The sequence below is a fragment of the Halomonas sp. CSM-2 genome (genome assembly GCF_002119345.1).
GTDB classification, from domain to species: Bacteria; Pseudomonadota; Gammaproteobacteria; order Pseudomonadales; family Halomonadaceae; genus Vreelandella; species Vreelandella janggokensis.
In genome coordinates this window covers 30,026-47,001 of record NZ_NBYR01000001.1, presented here as the reverse complement: position 1 = coordinate 47,001, position 16,976 = coordinate 30,026, and the positions used below count along the sequence as shown (strand labels likewise).

Genomic DNA, 16,976 nt, shown 5'->3' with positions numbered 1-16,976 from the left:
GGTTAAACGTCCTGTAGTATGTCGCTTACGTATAGCGCTGACGAATCTGCCGGGCTGCCTGGACCATATTGGCCAGGGCCGGCTCCACCTCCGCCCAGGTGCGGGTTTTCAGGCCGCAGTCCGGATTGACCCACAGCCGCTCGGCGGGCATCTTTTCCAGCGCCTTTTCCAGCAAATCGACCATCCACGCCACATCGGGAATATTCGGCGTGTGGATATCGTAAACACCGGGCCCCATTTCATTGGGATAGGCAAAGTCCTGGAAAGCGTCCAGCAATTCCATATTCGAGCGTGACGTTTCGATGGTGATCACGTCAGCGTCCAGCGCCGCAATCGCACCTATGATGTCGTTGAACTCCGAATAGCACATATGGGTGTGAATCTGGGTGCTGTCGTCGACGCCTGAGGCACTTAATCGGAAACACGTCACTGCCCAGTCCAGGTAGCCCTGCCATTCATGCTGGCGCAGCGGCAAGCCCTCGCGCAGGGCGGGCTCGTCGATTTGAATGATCCTGATGCCGGCGCGCTCCAGATCCTGCACTTCGTCGCGCAGCGCGAGGGCAATCTGCTGACAGGTGGTTTCCCGGGACTGATCATCGCGTACAAACGACCACTGCAGGACCGTCACCGGCCCCGTCAGCATGCCCTTCATGGGCTTGTCGGTCAGCGTTTGCGCATACTCGCTCCAGCGTACGGTCATGGCGGCCGGACGGTTCACGTCACCAAAAATGACCGGCGGCTTGACGCACCGCGAGCCATAGCTTTGCACCCAGCCAAAATGGGTAAAGGCAAAGCCGTCCAGCTGTTCACCAAAGTACTCCACCATGTCATTGCGCTCGGCCTCACCGTGAACCAGCACATCCAGACCCAAGGCTTCCTGACGCTCGACCGCGTAGGCAATGTCCGAGCGCATGCGCGCCTCGTAGTCGGCCTGGCTTATCTCACCCGCTTTAAAAGCACGCCGCGCCGCACGAATATCGGAGGTTTGCGGGAAGGAGCCAATCGTCGTGGTCGGCAACAGGGGCAGGTTCAGGGCACGCCGTTGCGCCACCGCGCGTTCTGCATAGGGAGAGCCGCGCTGGCTGCCCTCGGACGTGATAGCGGCAACGCGAGCACTGACGGCTGGCTGATGAATACGCCCTGATTCACGCCGGACATCCAACGCCTGCGTTGCCGCTTTCAAGCGCTGCTCATCAAGGTCGGTGGCGCGATTATCGATCAGCCGGGCCAGGGAAACCACTTCGTCGAGCTTTTGGCGGGCAAAGGCCAGCCAACTGACCAAAGCTTCATCAAGGCCTGTCTCCTGGGCAAGATCCACAGGCACGTGCAGCAGCGAACAGCTTGGCGCCAGCCAGAGCCGCTTGCCCAGGCGAACCTTGAGCGGCAGCAGGCGTTCGCGCAGCGCGGCAAGGTCGGCACGCCAGATATTGCGGCCATCAACAAACCCCACCGATAGCACCTGGTGCGGGCTCAGTCGATCAATCACGCTGTCTACCTGCTGAGGCGCGCGCACTGCATCAATGTGAAGCCCATCCACCGGCAGCCGGGTCGCCACCGACAGATTATCACCCAGGCCGCCAAAGTAGCTGGCCACCATCAGCTTCAAGGGAGCGGACTGCAAGCGGTGATAGGCACGTTCAAAGGCCTGCTGCCAGGCAAGGGGCAAGTCCTGCACCAGTGCTGGCTCATCCAGTTGAACCCACTCGACCCCCTGGGTGGCCAGGCGTGCCAGCACGTCGCAGTAGACATCCAGGATGCTATCCAGCAGCGTCAATCGGTCCAGCTCGGCGCTTTGGGATTTCCCCAGCCACAGCCAGGTGAGCGGACCGGTCAGGGTCACCTTGGGGGTAAATCCCGCGGTCAATGCTTCATCGACTTCGTCGAAAAGCCGGTGGGAGGCCAGAGCAAAACGTTGCCCTTGGTGCAGCTCCGGGACCAGATAATGATAGTTGGTATCAAAGTACTTGGTCATTTCGCAGGCAGCTGCCGGTTCGCCGCTGGGCGCACGTCCCCGCGCCATGCGAAAGGTGGTATCCAGGTCAACGTCACCCGCCGCCACTTCCTGTGCCGCATTGAAGCGCTCGGGCACCGCGCCTAACAGCACCGAGACATTCAGCACCTGATCGTAAAACGCGAAATCGCCCACGCTGACCATGTCGAGTCCCGCCGCCTGCTGGGCTTGCCAATGGCGCAAACGCAAGTCCCGGCCGGTCTGTTCAAGCACTTCGCGGGAACACTCGCCCTGCCAGTAGGCTTCAGTGGCTTTTTTGAGCTCGCGACGAGCGCCTATTCGGGGATAGCCGAGGATATGAGAAACTGTCATGATGAAACCTTGCAACGTGAATGATTTCACTTAGTCTGGGCATCGACAGAAAGTGAATCAAACTAAAGTTTTTAATATTAAATATGAAAAACCTTCATCATGATTGAATTACGCCACTTGCGCACCCTGCTGGCGCTGCGTGAGACAGGGTCTCTGGTAGAGGCGGCCGAGCGGGTCCATCTCACCCAATCTGCGCTGTCACATCAGTTGAAAGACCTTGAAAGCCGGGTGGATAGCCCACTGTTCATGCGCAAGACCCGGCCGGTTGAATTCACCCGCGCCGGACTGCGTTTACTGGCACTCGCTGATGAGGTTCTGCCCGAAGTGCGCAAGGCCGAGCGCGACCTGGCACGCATGGCCGGAACCGAAATGGGGAGACTGCACATGGCCATTGAGTGCCACAGCTGCTTCCAGTGGCTGATGCCCACGGTGGACTACTTTCGCGATCACTGGCCCGAGGTCGAGATCGACATACCCAGCGGCCACCACTTTGACCCGCTGCCCGCGCTGGCGCGCGAACAGCTCGATCTGGTGATCACGGCTGATCCGCAGCCCATCGAGGGGGTGCACTACGCGCCGCTGTTCCGCTATGAAGGATTGCTCGCGGTTGCCAGGCAACATCCACTTGCCGGTCAGAGCTTCGTGACGCCCGAGGCACTGGCCGATGAAACCCTGATCACCTACCCGGTCGAGCAGTCACGACTTGACGTCTTTAGCCAGTTTTTAACACCCGCCAATGTGCGCCCCCGGGAAATCCGCACCGCCGAGCTGACGATCATGATGATGCAGCTTGTCGCCAGCGGCCGTGGTGTCTGTGCGCTGCCTAACTGGGCGCTCTCGGAGTACCTGGAACGCGACTACGTTAGTGCCGTGAAGCTTGGAGAGCAGGGTGTGTGGAGCACGCTGTATGCCGCCGTGCGGGAAGAAACGCTGGAGGCGCCATGGATGCAGGATTTTTTACGCACCGCACGGGAAACGTCGTTTGCCGTCCTCAACGGTATCAAACCGGCGACTCGCGACGCGGAATCAGTAGCGTGAAGCGCGCGCCACCCAGGGAAGGGCTGGTATCCACGGTGACGCTACCGCCATGGCCTGCCATGACTTTTTGCACAATCGACAACCCCAGCCCGTAGCCCCCCGAACTGCGCGCACGGCTATCGTCCAGACGGGCGAAGGGTTTGAACACGTCGGCCCGAGCATCGGCTGGAATCCCCGGTCCATCATCCTCCACGTCAATACGCACCAGGTGGGGCTCATCCCATAGTCCAATCACCACCTTGGACTGACCATGTCGGCAGGCATTACTGACCAGGTTCTGCAGCGCGCGCTGCAGGTAGCGAGGCTCCGCCAGGAGCTCGACGTCAGGCCCCGGCGCCAGCGTTATCGACAAGCCTTCATGAAGCGGCGAAAGCGAATCGATCACCCGCTCGGCCATCGCCCGACATTCCACCAGCGACGTTTCCAGCTCGGCGCCGTTGACCGTCTCGCCCCCCAGCCGGGCATAGGTGAGAATTTCATCGATCAGCTCATCCAACTCGGCAATATCGGTATCGATACCCTGAAGCTGGCGTCGTATCGCGGGCTGATCGGTCATATCCTCGACCATTTGCACGGCAAAACGGATACGGGCTACCGGCGTTCGCAGCTCGTGTGACACGGCGCGAATCATCTCCTGCTGCCCACGCAACAGCGACTGCACCTGATTGGCCATCCCGTTGAACGCCATGCCCAGGCGCCCAAGAAAGTCGCCGCTTTCGACTTTGACGCGGGTTTCCAGGCGACCACTGGCAATCCTTGTCGCCGCCAGCTCGAGACGCGCCATGCGTGATTCGATACTGCGCATCACCAGGTAGATAATCAGCGCCAGCACGACCATCAGAGCCATCAATAACGGCAGGTGAAGGTTCAACGGCAGGACGGAGCCCCCGGCTGCAGGCCCTACTTCAAGCCATTGGGAGCCGTCGGACAGCTGATAGACGAAGCTTATCGATAGTTGTTCACCGCGTAAACGCGTGACGACCTCGCCGCGATCGAGCTGGCGACGCTGCGCATCACTCAACGCAGCAGGGGGGCGATCGGTCAGCGAAAGTGGCCAGCCACCCTGCTCCAGTGCACCAAGCCGCTCACGACGTTCGTTACCGTCAAGCGGCGACAGCCACGCACCGAGTATCTCTATGGTGGCGTGCCACTGTCGCTCGCTCCAGTAAGGGAAGTCGGCCTGTAACAGCCAGGGTTGGCCAGGGAGGCGGCGCTGTAGTCGCCAGGGAGACGTCGCCACCAGTACTTTTCCCCGCTCCAGGCGGGCACGCTCGAAATAGCTCAGGGAAGCATCTTCCAACGGCAAAAGTGTCAACTGCATATCGAGCTGCTCAGCCCAACCCGCTAGCTTCGCCTGGCGTTCGCGCGGCGTGCTGTCGGCGAGTTGCTGCGTCATTAATGACATTGGCAGCGCCGTTAATGCCTCGCGATAGTCCTCGCGGCTAACCTGCTCGATAAAGGCGCGCCCGCCCAGGGCAATTAAAAACACCATTAGCAGCGCGGCACCCAGCAGCAGATAAAAGCGTAAAAACGAGCCGTGGCTGAGCACCCGCCGCATGTAGCTGTCCTTCTTAGCTGTCTCTTACAAACAGGTAGCCCTTACTACGTACCGTCTTGATACGGTGGGGCTGGTTGGGGTCATCACCAATCTTGGGACGAATACGTGACACTCTCACATCGATCGAACGATCCTGCCCATCATATTTGATCCCACGCAGATCATTAAAAATCTCTTCACGGGTGAGCACACGCCCGGCATTGCGCGCCAGCAACCAAAGCAGGTCGAACTCGGCGCTGGTCAAATCGATGCGTTCCCCCGACAGCCAGGCTTCACGGGTGGCATTATCGATTTCAAGATTCTCGAAGCGCAGACGTATTTCGCCTTCCGAGGCTGGCCCGTCGGCACGCCGCAACAGCGCTCGCATGCGGGCCAGGAGTACCCTTGGCTGAACAGGCTTGGGCACATAGTCATCCGCGCCCATTTCAAGTCCCAATACCTGATCCAGATCGTCCGTACGTGCCGTCAACATCATGATCGGACCTGCAAAGTTGGGTCGCACGCGACGACAGATCGCCAGGCCGTCTTCCCCGGGCAGCATTAAATCAAGAATCACCAGATCCGGCTGCAGGGTCAGGATGCGATCCACTCCCTTCGCCCCATCAGCCTCCAGCGTGACTTGAAAGCCGTTGGCTTCCAGATAATCCCGGGTCAGCTCAGCCAGGCGCTGATCATCCTCAATGATGAGCACGTGATCCTGGTCGGGATAATCAGGCTTGTGCGATTCTTGACTTCCAAGCGTCTGAAACCGTTCTTCTAAGTGATCCACCATCCTAGTTGTCAACTCCACTTAAGCTATGTGTCTTATCGCCTGCTTACCCCACACAGAAGCAGGCTGTTTATGTTTATTTACAGAATACCTCAAAAGTGCTCAAGCGCTTGTCAGCTGACGCAATATGCACGTTTCTTAAACATTTTACCCAAAAGCCGCCGCTTGATTCTTGCCACACCGACAGCTAATGTAAGTGACTACGCTGTCGTCAACCTGACAGGAGGAGACGGTCATGGGAAGTGACAAACCCAAAAGTGTCATCAAACGTGTTTACGTTCCTACCCAAGTGCGTGATTTGCCTAACGGGGAGAAACTTAAAATCCCTGGGCATTACAAATCCCCTCCCGGTGAAGAACAAAGCTGATCGCCATTTATCTATAGTAGTGACTTAATAAGGCAGGCTCAGGGCCTGCCTTATTCATATCTACATCACCAGTAACGTTTCGCTATCCTTTCGGCCCCAGCAGCAACCACACGATCAGCCCGACCAGCGGAAAAAACAGCAACACCAATATCCATAGTAACTTGGCCAGGCCACCGGCAGTGCTTTTCGCTACCTTAATGATGGCCCAGACGATGATGACGAGCCAGATAAGCCCCAGTAATCCACCCACTTCAATGCCCATATCAACTCCTTGTATTGGGATCCATGACTGTGCAGCTAAGCATATAGCTACAGCTGACACAAGCGACTAAGAGGATGCCTGCCAGTTCAGGGCGGCCTGGCGACCACGCGCTTCATTTACCCTTGCGCAAACCAGCATCGCCACGCCAAACAATACCGCGCACAGTAGGATAGATGCCTGGAGACCGACCAAGGCCTGCAACCCTCCCAGCAGCACAATCCCGATGACACCTGCCAGCTTGTTGGCCAGCCCCCAAAAGCCAAAGAACTCCGCTGACTTGGTCGTTGGCGAGAATAAACCGACCAGCGCGCGGCTTGCCGATTGACTGGAACCCAGGCTCAGCCCGGCTAAACACCCCACGAACAAGAAGACATACTGGGGTTGCCATTGCCATTCAGTGACCTGGTTCACCCAGTCGGTGAACTGCGGGGTCAGCCAGATAGCCAGAATGGCGGCGATCCACAGCCCCAGAGTAATCTGATAGGTACGCTTGGCACCCAGCCGGTCCTGAATCCAACCAAATCCTAACGCCCCGGCGGCCGCCGTAATTTGCACAATAATGAACATGATATTGCGCACGCTTGCTTCCCAACCAATCACCTGGGCGCCGTAAATAAAGGCAAAGGCGATGATGATGTACACCCCCGCCATCGAAAACAGCAGCGATACCAGAAACACCGACAGATCCCTGAAATGCTTCAGGTCATGAAAGGTAGCCGTGACGCGCCGACGCGCCGTATGCCAGTAGGATCCGCGATGCGGTTGCGGCATTGCCCGCTCTTTCAGCCATATGAAGGTGGGTATGGCGGCCACCAGGAAAAATCCAGCAGCGAAGGGACCTACCCAGCGAATGCGCTCGAAGTTATCAGCGCTTGCTTCGCCCAACACCACCAGCGTGAACCCCGCGGCAAAGAGCCCACCGATATAGCCCAGCGCCCAGCCAAACCCGGAGATCTTACCCAATGCCTCGGGAGGACCCAGCGAAGGCAGAAAGGCCGCGATAAATGACTCACCCATCGAGTAGGCATAGTTCGAAATGATGATGAGTATGAGCCCGATGACCACATAGCCAGGCGCCACAAAATACAGCATAGCGGTCGTCGCAACCGTCGCCAGGTAGCTGAACAGCAGGAAGCGTTTCTTTTCTGCCCGCTCATCCATGATTGCGCCGCATAAGGGTGCGGTGACAACTACCAACAAATAACTGGTAGCCAGGGCGAGACTCCATAGCAGATTGGCAAGACGAAAGTTATCGCCGCGGTCACCCACAATCACGGTGGTAAACAATTCACCGAAAACCACAGTGATAATCAGCAAGGTATAGGCTTGGTTGGCAAAATCGAACATCGCCCAGCCAAAAATTTCACGACGCGAAGCGAAGCCTGAAGCAGCTTGGGTAGGTTGAGCGTGCACCATGATGTCTCTCACCAGCAAACAAGGTGCCAAGCGTATCAGGTTGGCGCACAAAAGCGACACGCCTATCGTTGGAAGAATAGAGGTGACAGTCGCGGCAGCTTGCTCTAAGTTTGATTGATCATCTAATAACAGGGACGTTAATGCATGAAGGAAGCGGGGGAGTGAGGTGTCGTCGAAAGCCAATCGTAGGGCGCTGGCTAGCAGGCCTGCTGTTGCTTCTCGCACCGCTGGCACTCGCTGGCGGCTCGTCTTCTGACCTGACATCGCTCACCTTTGTTACCGAAGAATACCCTCCCTATAATTATCAGGACCCACAGACTGGCCAATTGGAAGGCCGAGCGATCACGCTGCTTGAGTCAATACTTGAGCAGGCTGGCACACCTTTCAAGCGTGAGGATATTCTCTACTACCCTTGGATACGCGGCTACGAGTTGGCGCAAAGTGCACCCAATACAGCGTTATTTTCGACCACCCGCACCCCTGCCCGAGAAGCACACTTCAAATGGGTAGGCCCCATCGCACGCGACCGGGTCGTACTGTTGACCTGGGATAACCAGGTCGCTCGGCTCGCGTCGCTGGAAGAGGCAATTGACAAGCGGTTGAGCATCACGGTGATTCGTGAAGATATTGGCGCTCAGGCGCTGCAAGAAGCCGACTACCCGGCCGAGTTACTCCGCCCGGCCATTGATAACCGCAGCGCCTTGCACATGTTACGTCGTGGGCGCGTCAATTTATGGGCCTACAGCGATGAAGTGGCGCGCTGGATCGCCACACAGGAAGGCGTTGAGGCCAGTCGATTGACTGCCGTGCATACGTTAAGCGAATCGGATTTATACTTTGCTTTCAACCCGGCCACGGCTCAAGGCCTGATTAATCGCCTGCAGAAGGCCCTGGAGAATGTTCGTGCTGGACAAAAAGACCGGGAGGCCGGCCATCATGCGAACTAACCCAATACAACAACGCATCGCGTCATGCTGGCGGTCTTTGCTTGCTACGTTATTGCTGGCCCTGAGCCAGCCACTCAGCGCGACACCGCTGATCATCAATACCGAAGATTACCCACCCTTCAATTACCCAAGCGAGCAAGGACAGATCATGGGTAGTGCCACCCAGGTGCTGCGCGAGGCATTGCAGGCGGCAGATATTGACGCGGAGTTTCGGGTGCTGCCCTGGGCAAGGGCGTATACGGCTGCACGCCTGCGCGAGCAACACTGCGTTTACTCGACCACCCGCACCACTGAGCGCGAGGCGCTCTTTCGCTGGGCGGGGCCGCTGGCTATCAACGAGTGGGCAGCATTCAGCCTTGCTGGCCGGGATATCCAGGCGAGTTCAATACAAGAACTGGCTCACTTTCGTGTGGGTAGCTTCCGCGAAGATGCGGTGGGTAATCATGTCGCTGCTCAGGGAGTCGACGTGCTGCGCGCACCAAATGAACGCGAAAACCTGGCGCGCCTGGACGCGGGACTCGTTGATGTCATCGTCACCGGCAAAGCCACCGGCGAGTTTCTGGCCAACGCGAAAAACGTGGCGTTACGGCACCTGTTTACGTTTTATCGCGCACCGCTTTATCTTGCCTGTCATCCCAGCGTATCCAAGGATCTGATCAAGCGGCTACAGCACCACCTTCCTCCCCTTGGCGAGGCGCGCGGAGTTTCGCGCCATGAATAAAACTTCCATACCGTTGCGCTCGGGTAGCCTGACGTCCAAGCAAGCGCTGCTCACCATATTGCTGGCTATCTTGATCAGCGTTATTGCCGGCAGTGTAGAGTTGTTTAATCACGCCTTGTCGATGCGCCAGAATGTTGCCCAGCGTGTTGAACAGCAGTTGGCTATCGTCAGCGGCGCTGCCGCCGAAGCCGCTTTTCAACTGAACCCTGACCTGGCTCACCAGATCGCCTATGGGTTATTCAGCGATAACGAAATTGCCGAAGTCGCCATCCGCGACGATTTCGGCAGCCCCCTGTCCGAGTTTGCTCCCACCGAGGCGGTTGAATCGAGTTGGTTAAGCCAGCGGCTGTTTGGCGATATGCTGCATTACCAGATTCCGCTGAATTATTACGTGGCCGTCGACTTACCCGAAGCCGTGGTGGGCGAGGTCGAACTTCGGCTTGATGAGCAGCGCCTTACCCAACAATTCCTTGATCGCAGTATATCGGTCGTTGGCTCCAGCGTGCTGGAAGCCTTTATACTCAGCCTGTTGATTATTGCCTTCTTCCATTACTTTATTACCCGACCACTGCTCAAGGTCCACGACGCCATCGCGCATGCCGATCCTGAACGCCCCGGCGAGTGGGATAAACCGCAGTTGCGGGGCCACCGTCATGATGAGCTGGGGCATTTGGTCGACAGCCTTGACCACTTGCTGCAGGCCTTCCAACAAGGGTTGGACCAACGCGACCAACTCCACCACCTGTCGCATATTGATGGACTGACCGGTGTCGCCAACCGGCGGCATTTTGATCTGTTTTATCAACAGCAGTGGAAGCGCGCCAAGCGAGGTGCCCAACCCTTCTCGGTTATCTTTATCGATATCGATAACTTTAAAGAATTTAACGACCATTACGGTCACGCCATGGGAGATGACACGCTTCGCGCGGTGGCACAGGTGTTGAATAACTGCATCGACCCGGCCCATGACCTGCTTGCACGCTATGGCGGAGAAGAGTTTGTCTGCGTCCTGCCCAATCAAGATGAAGCGGCCGCGCTTGACGTCGCCCAGCGTTTACGCCGGGCAGTGCTGTCTTTAGCCATTCCTCACGCTTACTCAAGTACGCATACCCACTTGACCGCCAGCATGGGGGTCGCCAGCACATCAGCCCAGACAACGCTCAGTGCAGCGGCACTGCTGGCACAGGCAGACCAGCACCTGTATCACGCCAAGCATCTGGGCCGAAACCGCATCGAAACCCGTTCGCGGACAGCTTGAACGACCGGCTCACAGCCACCAGTGTGCGACGACAGCGGCAAGCCCGATCACCAGCGCCGTTATGACAGCGACACACACGGCATGGTCCAGCCAGCGATCAAAGGCAGCCCCTTTGGACTGCCGCCGTGTGGCTCCGTGCCGTGTTTGCCTGACCATCAGTCGTTACCCTTCATGGGACACCTTCAGTGATTGATACGCCGATTGACGACGTTGGGCGCACGGCGTAAACGCTCTTCTTCGCCTAGCTCTTCCGCTTCAAAAGCATCGGCCCCCACAGGCGTTTCACCGTGGCGACGGTAGAGCTGGGTAAGCATCGCTTTACGGTCGGCACGCAGTTCGCGCACCAGCACGATCACCATCATATAGAGAATAAAGGTAAACGGCAGCGCGGACAGCACCGCTGCCGATTGCAGGCCGGTCAGCCCGCCCGCCAAAATCAGGGTAAAGCAGATCGCGGCGATCAGCACACCCCACAACACCCGCTTGTAAAGCGGCGGATTGATAGAACCATTATCGGTCATTTGCGCCACGATGTAAGACGCCGAGTCGGCGGACGTCACCAGGAAAACAAAAATCAGCATGATGGCAATGAGTGAAAGCACGCCGGAAAACGGCATCAGTTCGAACATTTCAAATAACGCCACCGTAATATTGTCCTGGGTCGCCGCCGCCAGACCAATATTCTCACCGACAATTTCCATGTTGAGCGCGGCGCCGCCGAATACACCAATCCACAAGCAGGCCAGTAGCGGCGGCACCAACAGCACGCCAAAGACATACTCCTTGATCGTACGCCCCCTGGACACGCGGGCCACAAAGGTACCCACGAAAGGCGACCAGGCGATAACCCATGCCCAGTAGAAAATGGTCCAACTGCTCGCCCAGTTCTCATCGCTATACGGCGCGGTACGCAAACTCATACCGATAAAGTTTTGCAGATAATCGCCAATCCCGACCGTAATGGTCTCGAGAATCGCGACGGTCGGGCCGGTAAACAACACATAAAGCATCAGGCCAATGCACAGGATCATGTTCAGATTGGACAAACGCTTGATGCCTTTATCAAGGCCTGACCAAGTGGAAAGCATATAAGCGCAAAACATTACGAACAGGATGACGAACTGCCAAAAGCCGTTTTCCGGCAGGCCAAAGACGGCATTCAACCCGCCATTCATCTGCAACACACCAAGGCCTAGCGAAGTCGCCACCCCCATGACCGTGGCCACGACAGCAAACACGTCCAGCCAGGAGGCGTAAGGACGTATTCTTGGGTGCTTCGCCGTGACCGATGACAGAACCGAGGACACCAGCCCCGCCTGGCCCTTACGAAATTGGAAATAGGCAATGATCAAGCCGACGACGGAAAACGCTGCCCACTGGTGAATCCCCCAGTTGAAATAGCTGTATTGGATCGCGTAGCGTGCCGAGGCTTCGCTTTCTGCGGTCACATCTCCGTAGGGCGGGTCAATGTAATGAAACATGGGTTCGGCCATGCCGTAGAAAACCAGGCCTACGCCGAATCCGGCGGCCAGCAGCATGCTGATCCAGGAAAAGAAGGTATAGTTGGGCCGACTGTCCTGAGGCCCCAGGCGCACCTTTCCGTATTTACTGAGCGCCAGGCCAAACAAAAACACCACAAAGCCAAACACGGAAAATAGGTAGAACCAGCCGAACAACTCGGTGATCGTTGCGAGTGCCGACTCTGCGGCACTGCCAAAACTTTCCGGGAAAGATGCGCCGACAACCACCAAGCCAAAAATGATCAGTGTCGATGCGATGAACACCGACTTTCCTCCATGATTTGCCATACAACAACCCTGTTAAAATGAACTCGTTACGCTGCAAAGGAGCGTAACACCTGCGCCCTTGCTCTGCATGCAACGCGACTTTAACTTATGGTCCAGCCAGGTGACTGAACTCTCCCCAACCGGTGTGTTCCAAGCAGTGACACCAAACGAGGGAGGCTTTCATGCCCCACATGAATCGTGATCAACGCAATGCCGCCTGGCAGGCCGCCCACCAGTGGCGCGCCCGGGCAACCCGGACTCAACCAAATGGCGTCATGGGTAGCTTGAAGCTGCTCTTTACCTGGCTGGCATTTGGCCTGTTAATGATTGTCGGCGTCGTGCTGGGTCTTTTTTTCCTGTTGGTGGGTTGGGCCATGATGCCCTTTGTCCGCCACAAGATGAAAAAACGCATGGAGCAGATGCGCGCCCAACAGGCCCAGGACATTGGCGGCAACCATTCCGAACCTTCTTCAGGCTCTCGCCATCAGGATGTTCTCGAAGGACAGTATGAAATTAAAACTGAAACGGGCAAGAAAACTGACGATGGCGTTAGTTAGATAGTGCTTGAATGCCCCCGTTTCCACGGCAGGTGGCTTTATTGGGGTGCATGAAGCCAGATAAAGGCCGCCGCCAGGGTAAGCGGCATTACCACCAGGCTGCCCAGGTTACCTATCAACACGATGGAAGCCACCTTGTGCGGCGACAGTCGATACTGCTCCGCAACCAGGTAATTCAACACGGCAGGCGGTAGCGCGCCGAACACCAGCAATACCGCCGCCTGAAGACTATTAAGCGGCAGCAGCACAATCAGCGGTAGCGCAATGACCAGTCCCGACAGAGGACACAGCAAGGCGCCGAGCAGGCCGGTTCGCCAGTCGCTGAAATCGATATCCAGCAGCCGCACCCCGAGCGCAAACAGCATCAGCGGAATGCATACCCCACCCAGCATGTTCATTGCTTCTAAAAGCCAGTCGGGCAACGGCATTCCGCTAACGTTGACGGCCAAACCCGCCAGACTCGCCGCGACAATCGGCATGCGCAGCAAACGCCACAGCGACGTGCGTGGATCAAGCATGTAGAGGCCGACCGAAAAATGCAGCAGCATTTCTATAATAAATACCACGACCGCCGCCGGAAGCGCTTCCTCTCCAAATGCCAGGACCAACAAGGGCACGCCCATGTTGCCGGAATTGTTGAACATCATCGGAGGTAGGAAGGTTTTGATATCCAGACCCAGCCAGCGTGCAACCGGCCACAACACCACCCCCGAGCCCAGCACAACGGCTACGGCGGCACTTGCCAGCCAGGCGTAATCGGCCAGTGGTGCCTGCCGGTCGGCCAGTACAGCGAACACCAGAAGCGGGACGAACAGCTCCATGTTCAGGGTATTCAAACTGCGAATATCCGGCGTGCGAAAGCGCCCATAGGCAGCACCCGCTCCCGCAATCAGAAAAACGGGCAGCAAGGTGCCAATAATATTACCGATCATCGCGCGCCTCTACTCTTCTGCTTACCTGCTGTACTGTGTTCATCCACTGTCCTTGTCAGCCTTCAAGGCGCCAAAAAGCGCTGCCACAATGCCGTTACGACATGACGATGGGCCTCGTAATCAGCGGCACGCCCCACGGCTTTGTCACCGGTCAGCGCGGCCCGGTGGGTCGCGCTCCGGTATGCAAGATACGCCTCGCGAAGCTGTTCCGCCTCTTCCTCTGGTAAGTGCCCACTCTCTGCCAGGGCCTCTAAAATACGAATGTTATCGCTATAGGTCAGCAGCGACGGCGTCTGGTTAGCAAGTGCTAACACCGCGTATTGACAGAAGAACTCGATATCCACCATGCCCCCGGCGTCATGCTTGAGGTCGAAGGTATCCCCCTCGCTTTTGGTGGCAAGATGATCGCGCATTTTTTGACGCATGTTGACCACATCGTCGCGCAAAGCGATCGTATCCCGACTGCGCCCCAGAATATCACCGCGCAACTGGTCAAACTTGTCTGCCAACGATGCGTTACCCGCCACCACGCGCGCTCGCACCAGCGCCTGGTGTTCCCAGGTCCAGGCGTGCTGGCGCTGATAATCGGCAAAGGCGGCGAGCGAGGTGACCAATAGACCGGAATTACCCGAAGGCCTGAGCCGCATGTCAACCTCGTACAGGCTGCCCGCCGGGGTTACCGCCGTGAGCAGATGAATAACCCGCTGCCCCAAGCGGGTAAAAAATACCGGCGTATCGATGGGCCGCGGGCCATCAGTGGTCCCCTGTCCATCGCTATCGTGGAGAAACACCAGATCCAGGTCGGACCCATAGCCAAGCTCGATTCCCCCTAGCTTGCCGTAACCCACAATCAAGAACGCGGGCTCGCGGGCATCACACCCGCTGGGTACGCCATGCTTGGCAGCGAGATGCTTCCAGGCCATCGCCAGCACGGCATCCAGGATCACCTCGGCGATATAAGTTAAGTAATCACTCACTTTCATCAAGTGCCGAGTGCCTACGATATCCGAAGCTGCCACGTGGAGCATCTGGGCATGCTTGAAGACCCGTAGCGCTTCGATCTGGGCTTCTTCGTCATCCTCGGGAAGCCGGTTCAGTGTCTGGCGCAGTTCATCCGCCAGACGGTCTTTATCGGCCGGCGTATAGAGGGTATCGGGGGTCAGCAACTCATCCAGCAGAATGGGGTAGCGCGCCAGCTGCTCGGCGATCCAGGGGCTTGCCGCGCATAAACGCATCAGATGTTCAAGCGCATGGGGGTTTTCACGCAGCAGGGCCAGATACGCCGTTCGCCGCAGCACCGCTTCGATCAGCGGCTGAACACGCGAAAGCGCCGTATCCGGCGTGTCATTATCGGCCAGGGCATCCAGCAGCAGAGGCATCAACGCATCCAGGCGCTCAAAGCCAATACGCTGCATGCTTTGCACCTGACGCGAATGATACAGACGGGACAGTCGCGTGAGTGTCTTGTCAGGGGCCTTGAACCCTGCCTCCCCCAGGCGTTCCAGGGCTTCGTCCTGCTCCAGCTCGCCACGCCAAAGCAGCCGCCACTGCTCAAGCCCCGGCGCTTGCTCATCGCTGTCGTTCTCCACTTCGTCTTCAGGCTCGGCAATCACCGCGTCGAAGTGCTGACGGACACGTTCGCGTACTTCATCCAACTGGTGCACAAGGCTCGGCCAATCATCATGCCCCATGGCAAACGCGACCCGTTCACGATCCGTTTCCGCACCGGGCAGTGTTTGCGTTTGGCGGTCTTCCAGGGCCTGCAGGACGTGCTCGATATCGCGCAGGAAGGCGTAATCCGGCAACAGATCATCCACCACTTCCTGAGGTAACAGCCCAAGCGCTGGCAAGCGTGTCAACGCCGTATGCAAGGAAGCCACCTGAAGTTCGGTGTCGCGCCCACCGCGAATCAGTTGAAATGCCTGCACCACAAACTCGACCTCGCGGATGCCGCCAGGCCCCAGTTTGATGTTTTGCTGCATGCCTTTACGCTTCACCTCGCGATTGATCATCGCTTTCAGTTCGCGCAGCGACTCGATGGCGCCAAAATCCAGATACTTGCGGTACACAAAGGGGCGTAGCCCGGCCAGCAGCGCCTCACCCGCGTCCAGGTCACCCGCAACAGGACGCGCCTTTAGCATCGCATACCGCTCCCACTCGCGGCCCTGGTCCTGATAATAGCTGGAAAGCATCGCAAAACTGCCCACCAGCGGCCCGCCGTCGCCCAGCGGGCGAAGACGCATGTCAACACGGAAGGCAAAGCCATCGGCGGTCATGGCATCCAGCGCCGCGATGAGCTTCTGGCCTAACTTGGTGAAATACTCCTGATGCTCAAGCGGCTTGCGGCCGCCCTGGGTTTCGCCGTTTTCGGCAAACGCAAAGATCAGGTCAATATCCGAGGACAGGTTCAGCTCGCCGGCCCCCAGTTTCCCCATACCCAGCACCACTAGTCGCTGCGGCTCGCCATCACGTGTAGGGGCTGGCAGCCCCCAGCGCGGTGCATAAAACTGTTCGAGCCAGCCAAGCGCCGCTTCAAGACAGATCTCTGCCAGTTGGGAGACTGCATGGGCGGTATCCCACATGGTGTAGCCCGGCGGCCGATTGAGGTCCCGCCACACGATACCCAGCATACGCGCGCGCCTGAAACGGCGAATGGCCCGATGCATGGCGTCTTCGTCATCGGCATTTTCCAGCGCGCTGGCTAACAGCTGGATTTGGTCGTCCCTTGTCGGCGTGGCATCCAACTCACCGCCACTGTCGAGCGTCGCCAGCCAGTCGGGATAACGGATCAGCGTATCGAGCGCAAAACTCGAGACTGAAAGAACGCGGGTCAGGTCCTTGCGGCGTTCAGCGGACAGCGATGGCCAATCAGCAGACGGCAGTGGTTGCTGGGTCATGTCAGCCACGTTGTCCGCCTGGGAAAGCGCCTCACAAAGCCGCTGCCAAGCTTGCTTCGTCACCGGCTGAAGCGCTTTGGGTAAGATATCAAGCGGTAAAAACGCCTCATTGAGTTGCATAATGACCTCGCTGCCCTGGAGTGA

Annotated in this window: 14 protein-coding genes; 5 read left to right on the top strand and 9 right to left on the bottom strand. The window is 57.8% G+C overall.

Features of this window, described 5'->3' with window-relative positions:
* Positions 1-25: 25 nt before the first annotated feature.
* Entirely contained in the window at positions 26-2,323 is a 2,298-nt protein-coding gene (metE, locus tag B7L15_RS00220; RefSeq protein WP_085917057.1) for a 5-methyltetrahydropteroyltriglutamate--homocysteine S-methyltransferase, read from the bottom strand.
* A 99-nt stretch (positions 2,324-2,422) separates the two neighbouring features.
* Between metE and B7L15_RS00215 the strand changes: the two genes are divergently transcribed.
* Positions 2,423-3,361, top strand: a complete 939-nt coding sequence (locus B7L15_RS00215) for a LysR family transcriptional regulator (protein WP_085917056.1) — start codon at positions 2,423-2,425, stop codon at positions 3,359-3,361.
* Here the strand turns inward: B7L15_RS00215 and B7L15_RS00210 are convergent.
* From B7L15_RS00210 to B7L15_RS00195, 4 genes are all read right to left on the bottom strand, one after another.
* Positions 3,324-4,919 carry an ATP-binding protein gene (locus tag B7L15_RS00210; protein ID WP_085917055.1) on the bottom strand — a complete coding sequence of 532 codons (1,596 nt, stop codon included), beginning with the start codon at positions 4,917-4,919 and terminating at the stop codon, positions 3,324-3,326. The two genes, B7L15_RS00215 and B7L15_RS00210, sit on opposite strands and share 38 nt — an antisense overlap.
* 13 nt (positions 4,920-4,932) lie before the next feature.
* Positions 4,933-5,691: a winged helix-turn-helix domain-containing protein gene (locus tag B7L15_RS00205; RefSeq protein WP_085917054.1), complete on the bottom strand. Its 759-nt coding sequence runs from the start codon at positions 5,689-5,691 to the stop codon at positions 4,933-4,935.
* A gap of 446 nt (positions 5,692-6,137) precedes the next feature.
* Positions 6,138-6,317, bottom strand: a complete 180-nt coding sequence (locus tag B7L15_RS00200) for a PLDc N-terminal domain-containing protein (protein WP_085917053.1) — start codon at positions 6,315-6,317, stop codon at positions 6,138-6,140.
* A 66-nt stretch (positions 6,318-6,383) separates the two neighbouring features.
* A complete protein-coding gene (locus B7L15_RS00195) occupies positions 6,384-7,733 on the bottom strand; it encodes an MFS transporter (RefSeq protein WP_085917052.1) in 1,350 nt (449 codons plus the stop codon).
* Between the two features lie 161 nt (positions 7,734-7,894).
* On the opposite strand from B7L15_RS00195, the gene B7L15_RS00190 reads away from it, so the two are divergent.
* The 3 genes from B7L15_RS00190 to B7L15_RS00180 are packed head-to-tail and all read left to right on the top strand — an operon-like array spanning position 7,895 to position 10,659.
* Positions 7,895-8,680: a substrate-binding periplasmic protein gene (locus tag B7L15_RS00190; protein ID WP_254902813.1), complete on the top strand. Its 786-nt coding sequence runs from the start codon at positions 7,895-7,897 to the stop codon at positions 8,678-8,680.
* Positions 8,670-9,401, top strand: a complete 732-nt coding sequence (locus B7L15_RS00185) for a substrate-binding periplasmic protein (RefSeq protein ID WP_085917050.1) — start codon at positions 8,670-8,672, stop codon at positions 9,399-9,401. Before B7L15_RS00190 ends, B7L15_RS00185 begins: the two co-directional genes overlap by 11 nt.
* Positions 9,394-10,659, top strand: coding sequence for a GGDEF domain-containing protein (locus B7L15_RS00180; RefSeq protein WP_085917049.1), 1,266 nt, complete (start codon positions 9,394-9,396; stop codon positions 10,657-10,659). The genes B7L15_RS00185 and B7L15_RS00180 overlap by 8 nt, the downstream gene beginning before the upstream one ends.
* Positions 10,660-10,668: 9 nt before the next feature.
* Here the strand turns inward: B7L15_RS00180 and B7L15_RS19495 are convergent, their stop codons facing one another.
* Entirely contained in the window at positions 10,669-10,815 is a 147-nt protein-coding gene (locus B7L15_RS19495) for a hypothetical protein (RefSeq protein WP_176243600.1), read from the bottom strand.
* Between the two features lie 26 nt (positions 10,816-10,841).
* Positions 10,842-12,467, bottom strand: a complete 1,626-nt coding sequence (locus B7L15_RS00175) for a BCCT family transporter (protein ID WP_085917048.1) — start codon at positions 12,465-12,467, stop codon at positions 10,842-10,844.
* A 161-nt stretch (positions 12,468-12,628) separates the two neighbouring features.
* On the opposite strand from B7L15_RS00175, the gene B7L15_RS00170 reads away from it, so the two are divergent.
* On the top strand, positions 12,629-13,003 hold the full coding sequence (locus tag B7L15_RS00170; protein ID WP_085917047.1) for a hypothetical protein: 375 nt from the start codon (positions 12,629-12,631) through the stop codon (positions 13,001-13,003).
* Positions 13,004-13,041: 38 nt separating this feature from the next.
* On the opposite strand, the gene B7L15_RS00165 is transcribed toward B7L15_RS00170, so the two are convergent.
* Together B7L15_RS00165 and glnE are read right to left on the bottom strand one after the other, a co-directional pair.
* Positions 13,042-13,935, bottom strand: a complete 894-nt coding sequence (locus tag B7L15_RS00165; RefSeq protein ID WP_085917046.1) for an AEC family transporter — start codon at positions 13,933-13,935, stop codon at positions 13,042-13,044.
* A gap of 62 nt (positions 13,936-13,997) precedes the next feature.
* Positions 13,998-16,952, bottom strand: coding sequence for a bifunctional [glutamate--ammonia ligase]-adenylyl-L-tyrosine phosphorylase/[glutamate--ammonia-ligase] adenylyltransferase (gene glnE / locus B7L15_RS00160; RefSeq protein ID WP_085917045.1), 2,955 nt, complete (start codon positions 16,950-16,952; stop codon positions 13,998-14,000).
* Between the last annotated feature and the right edge of the window lie 24 nt (positions 16,953-16,976).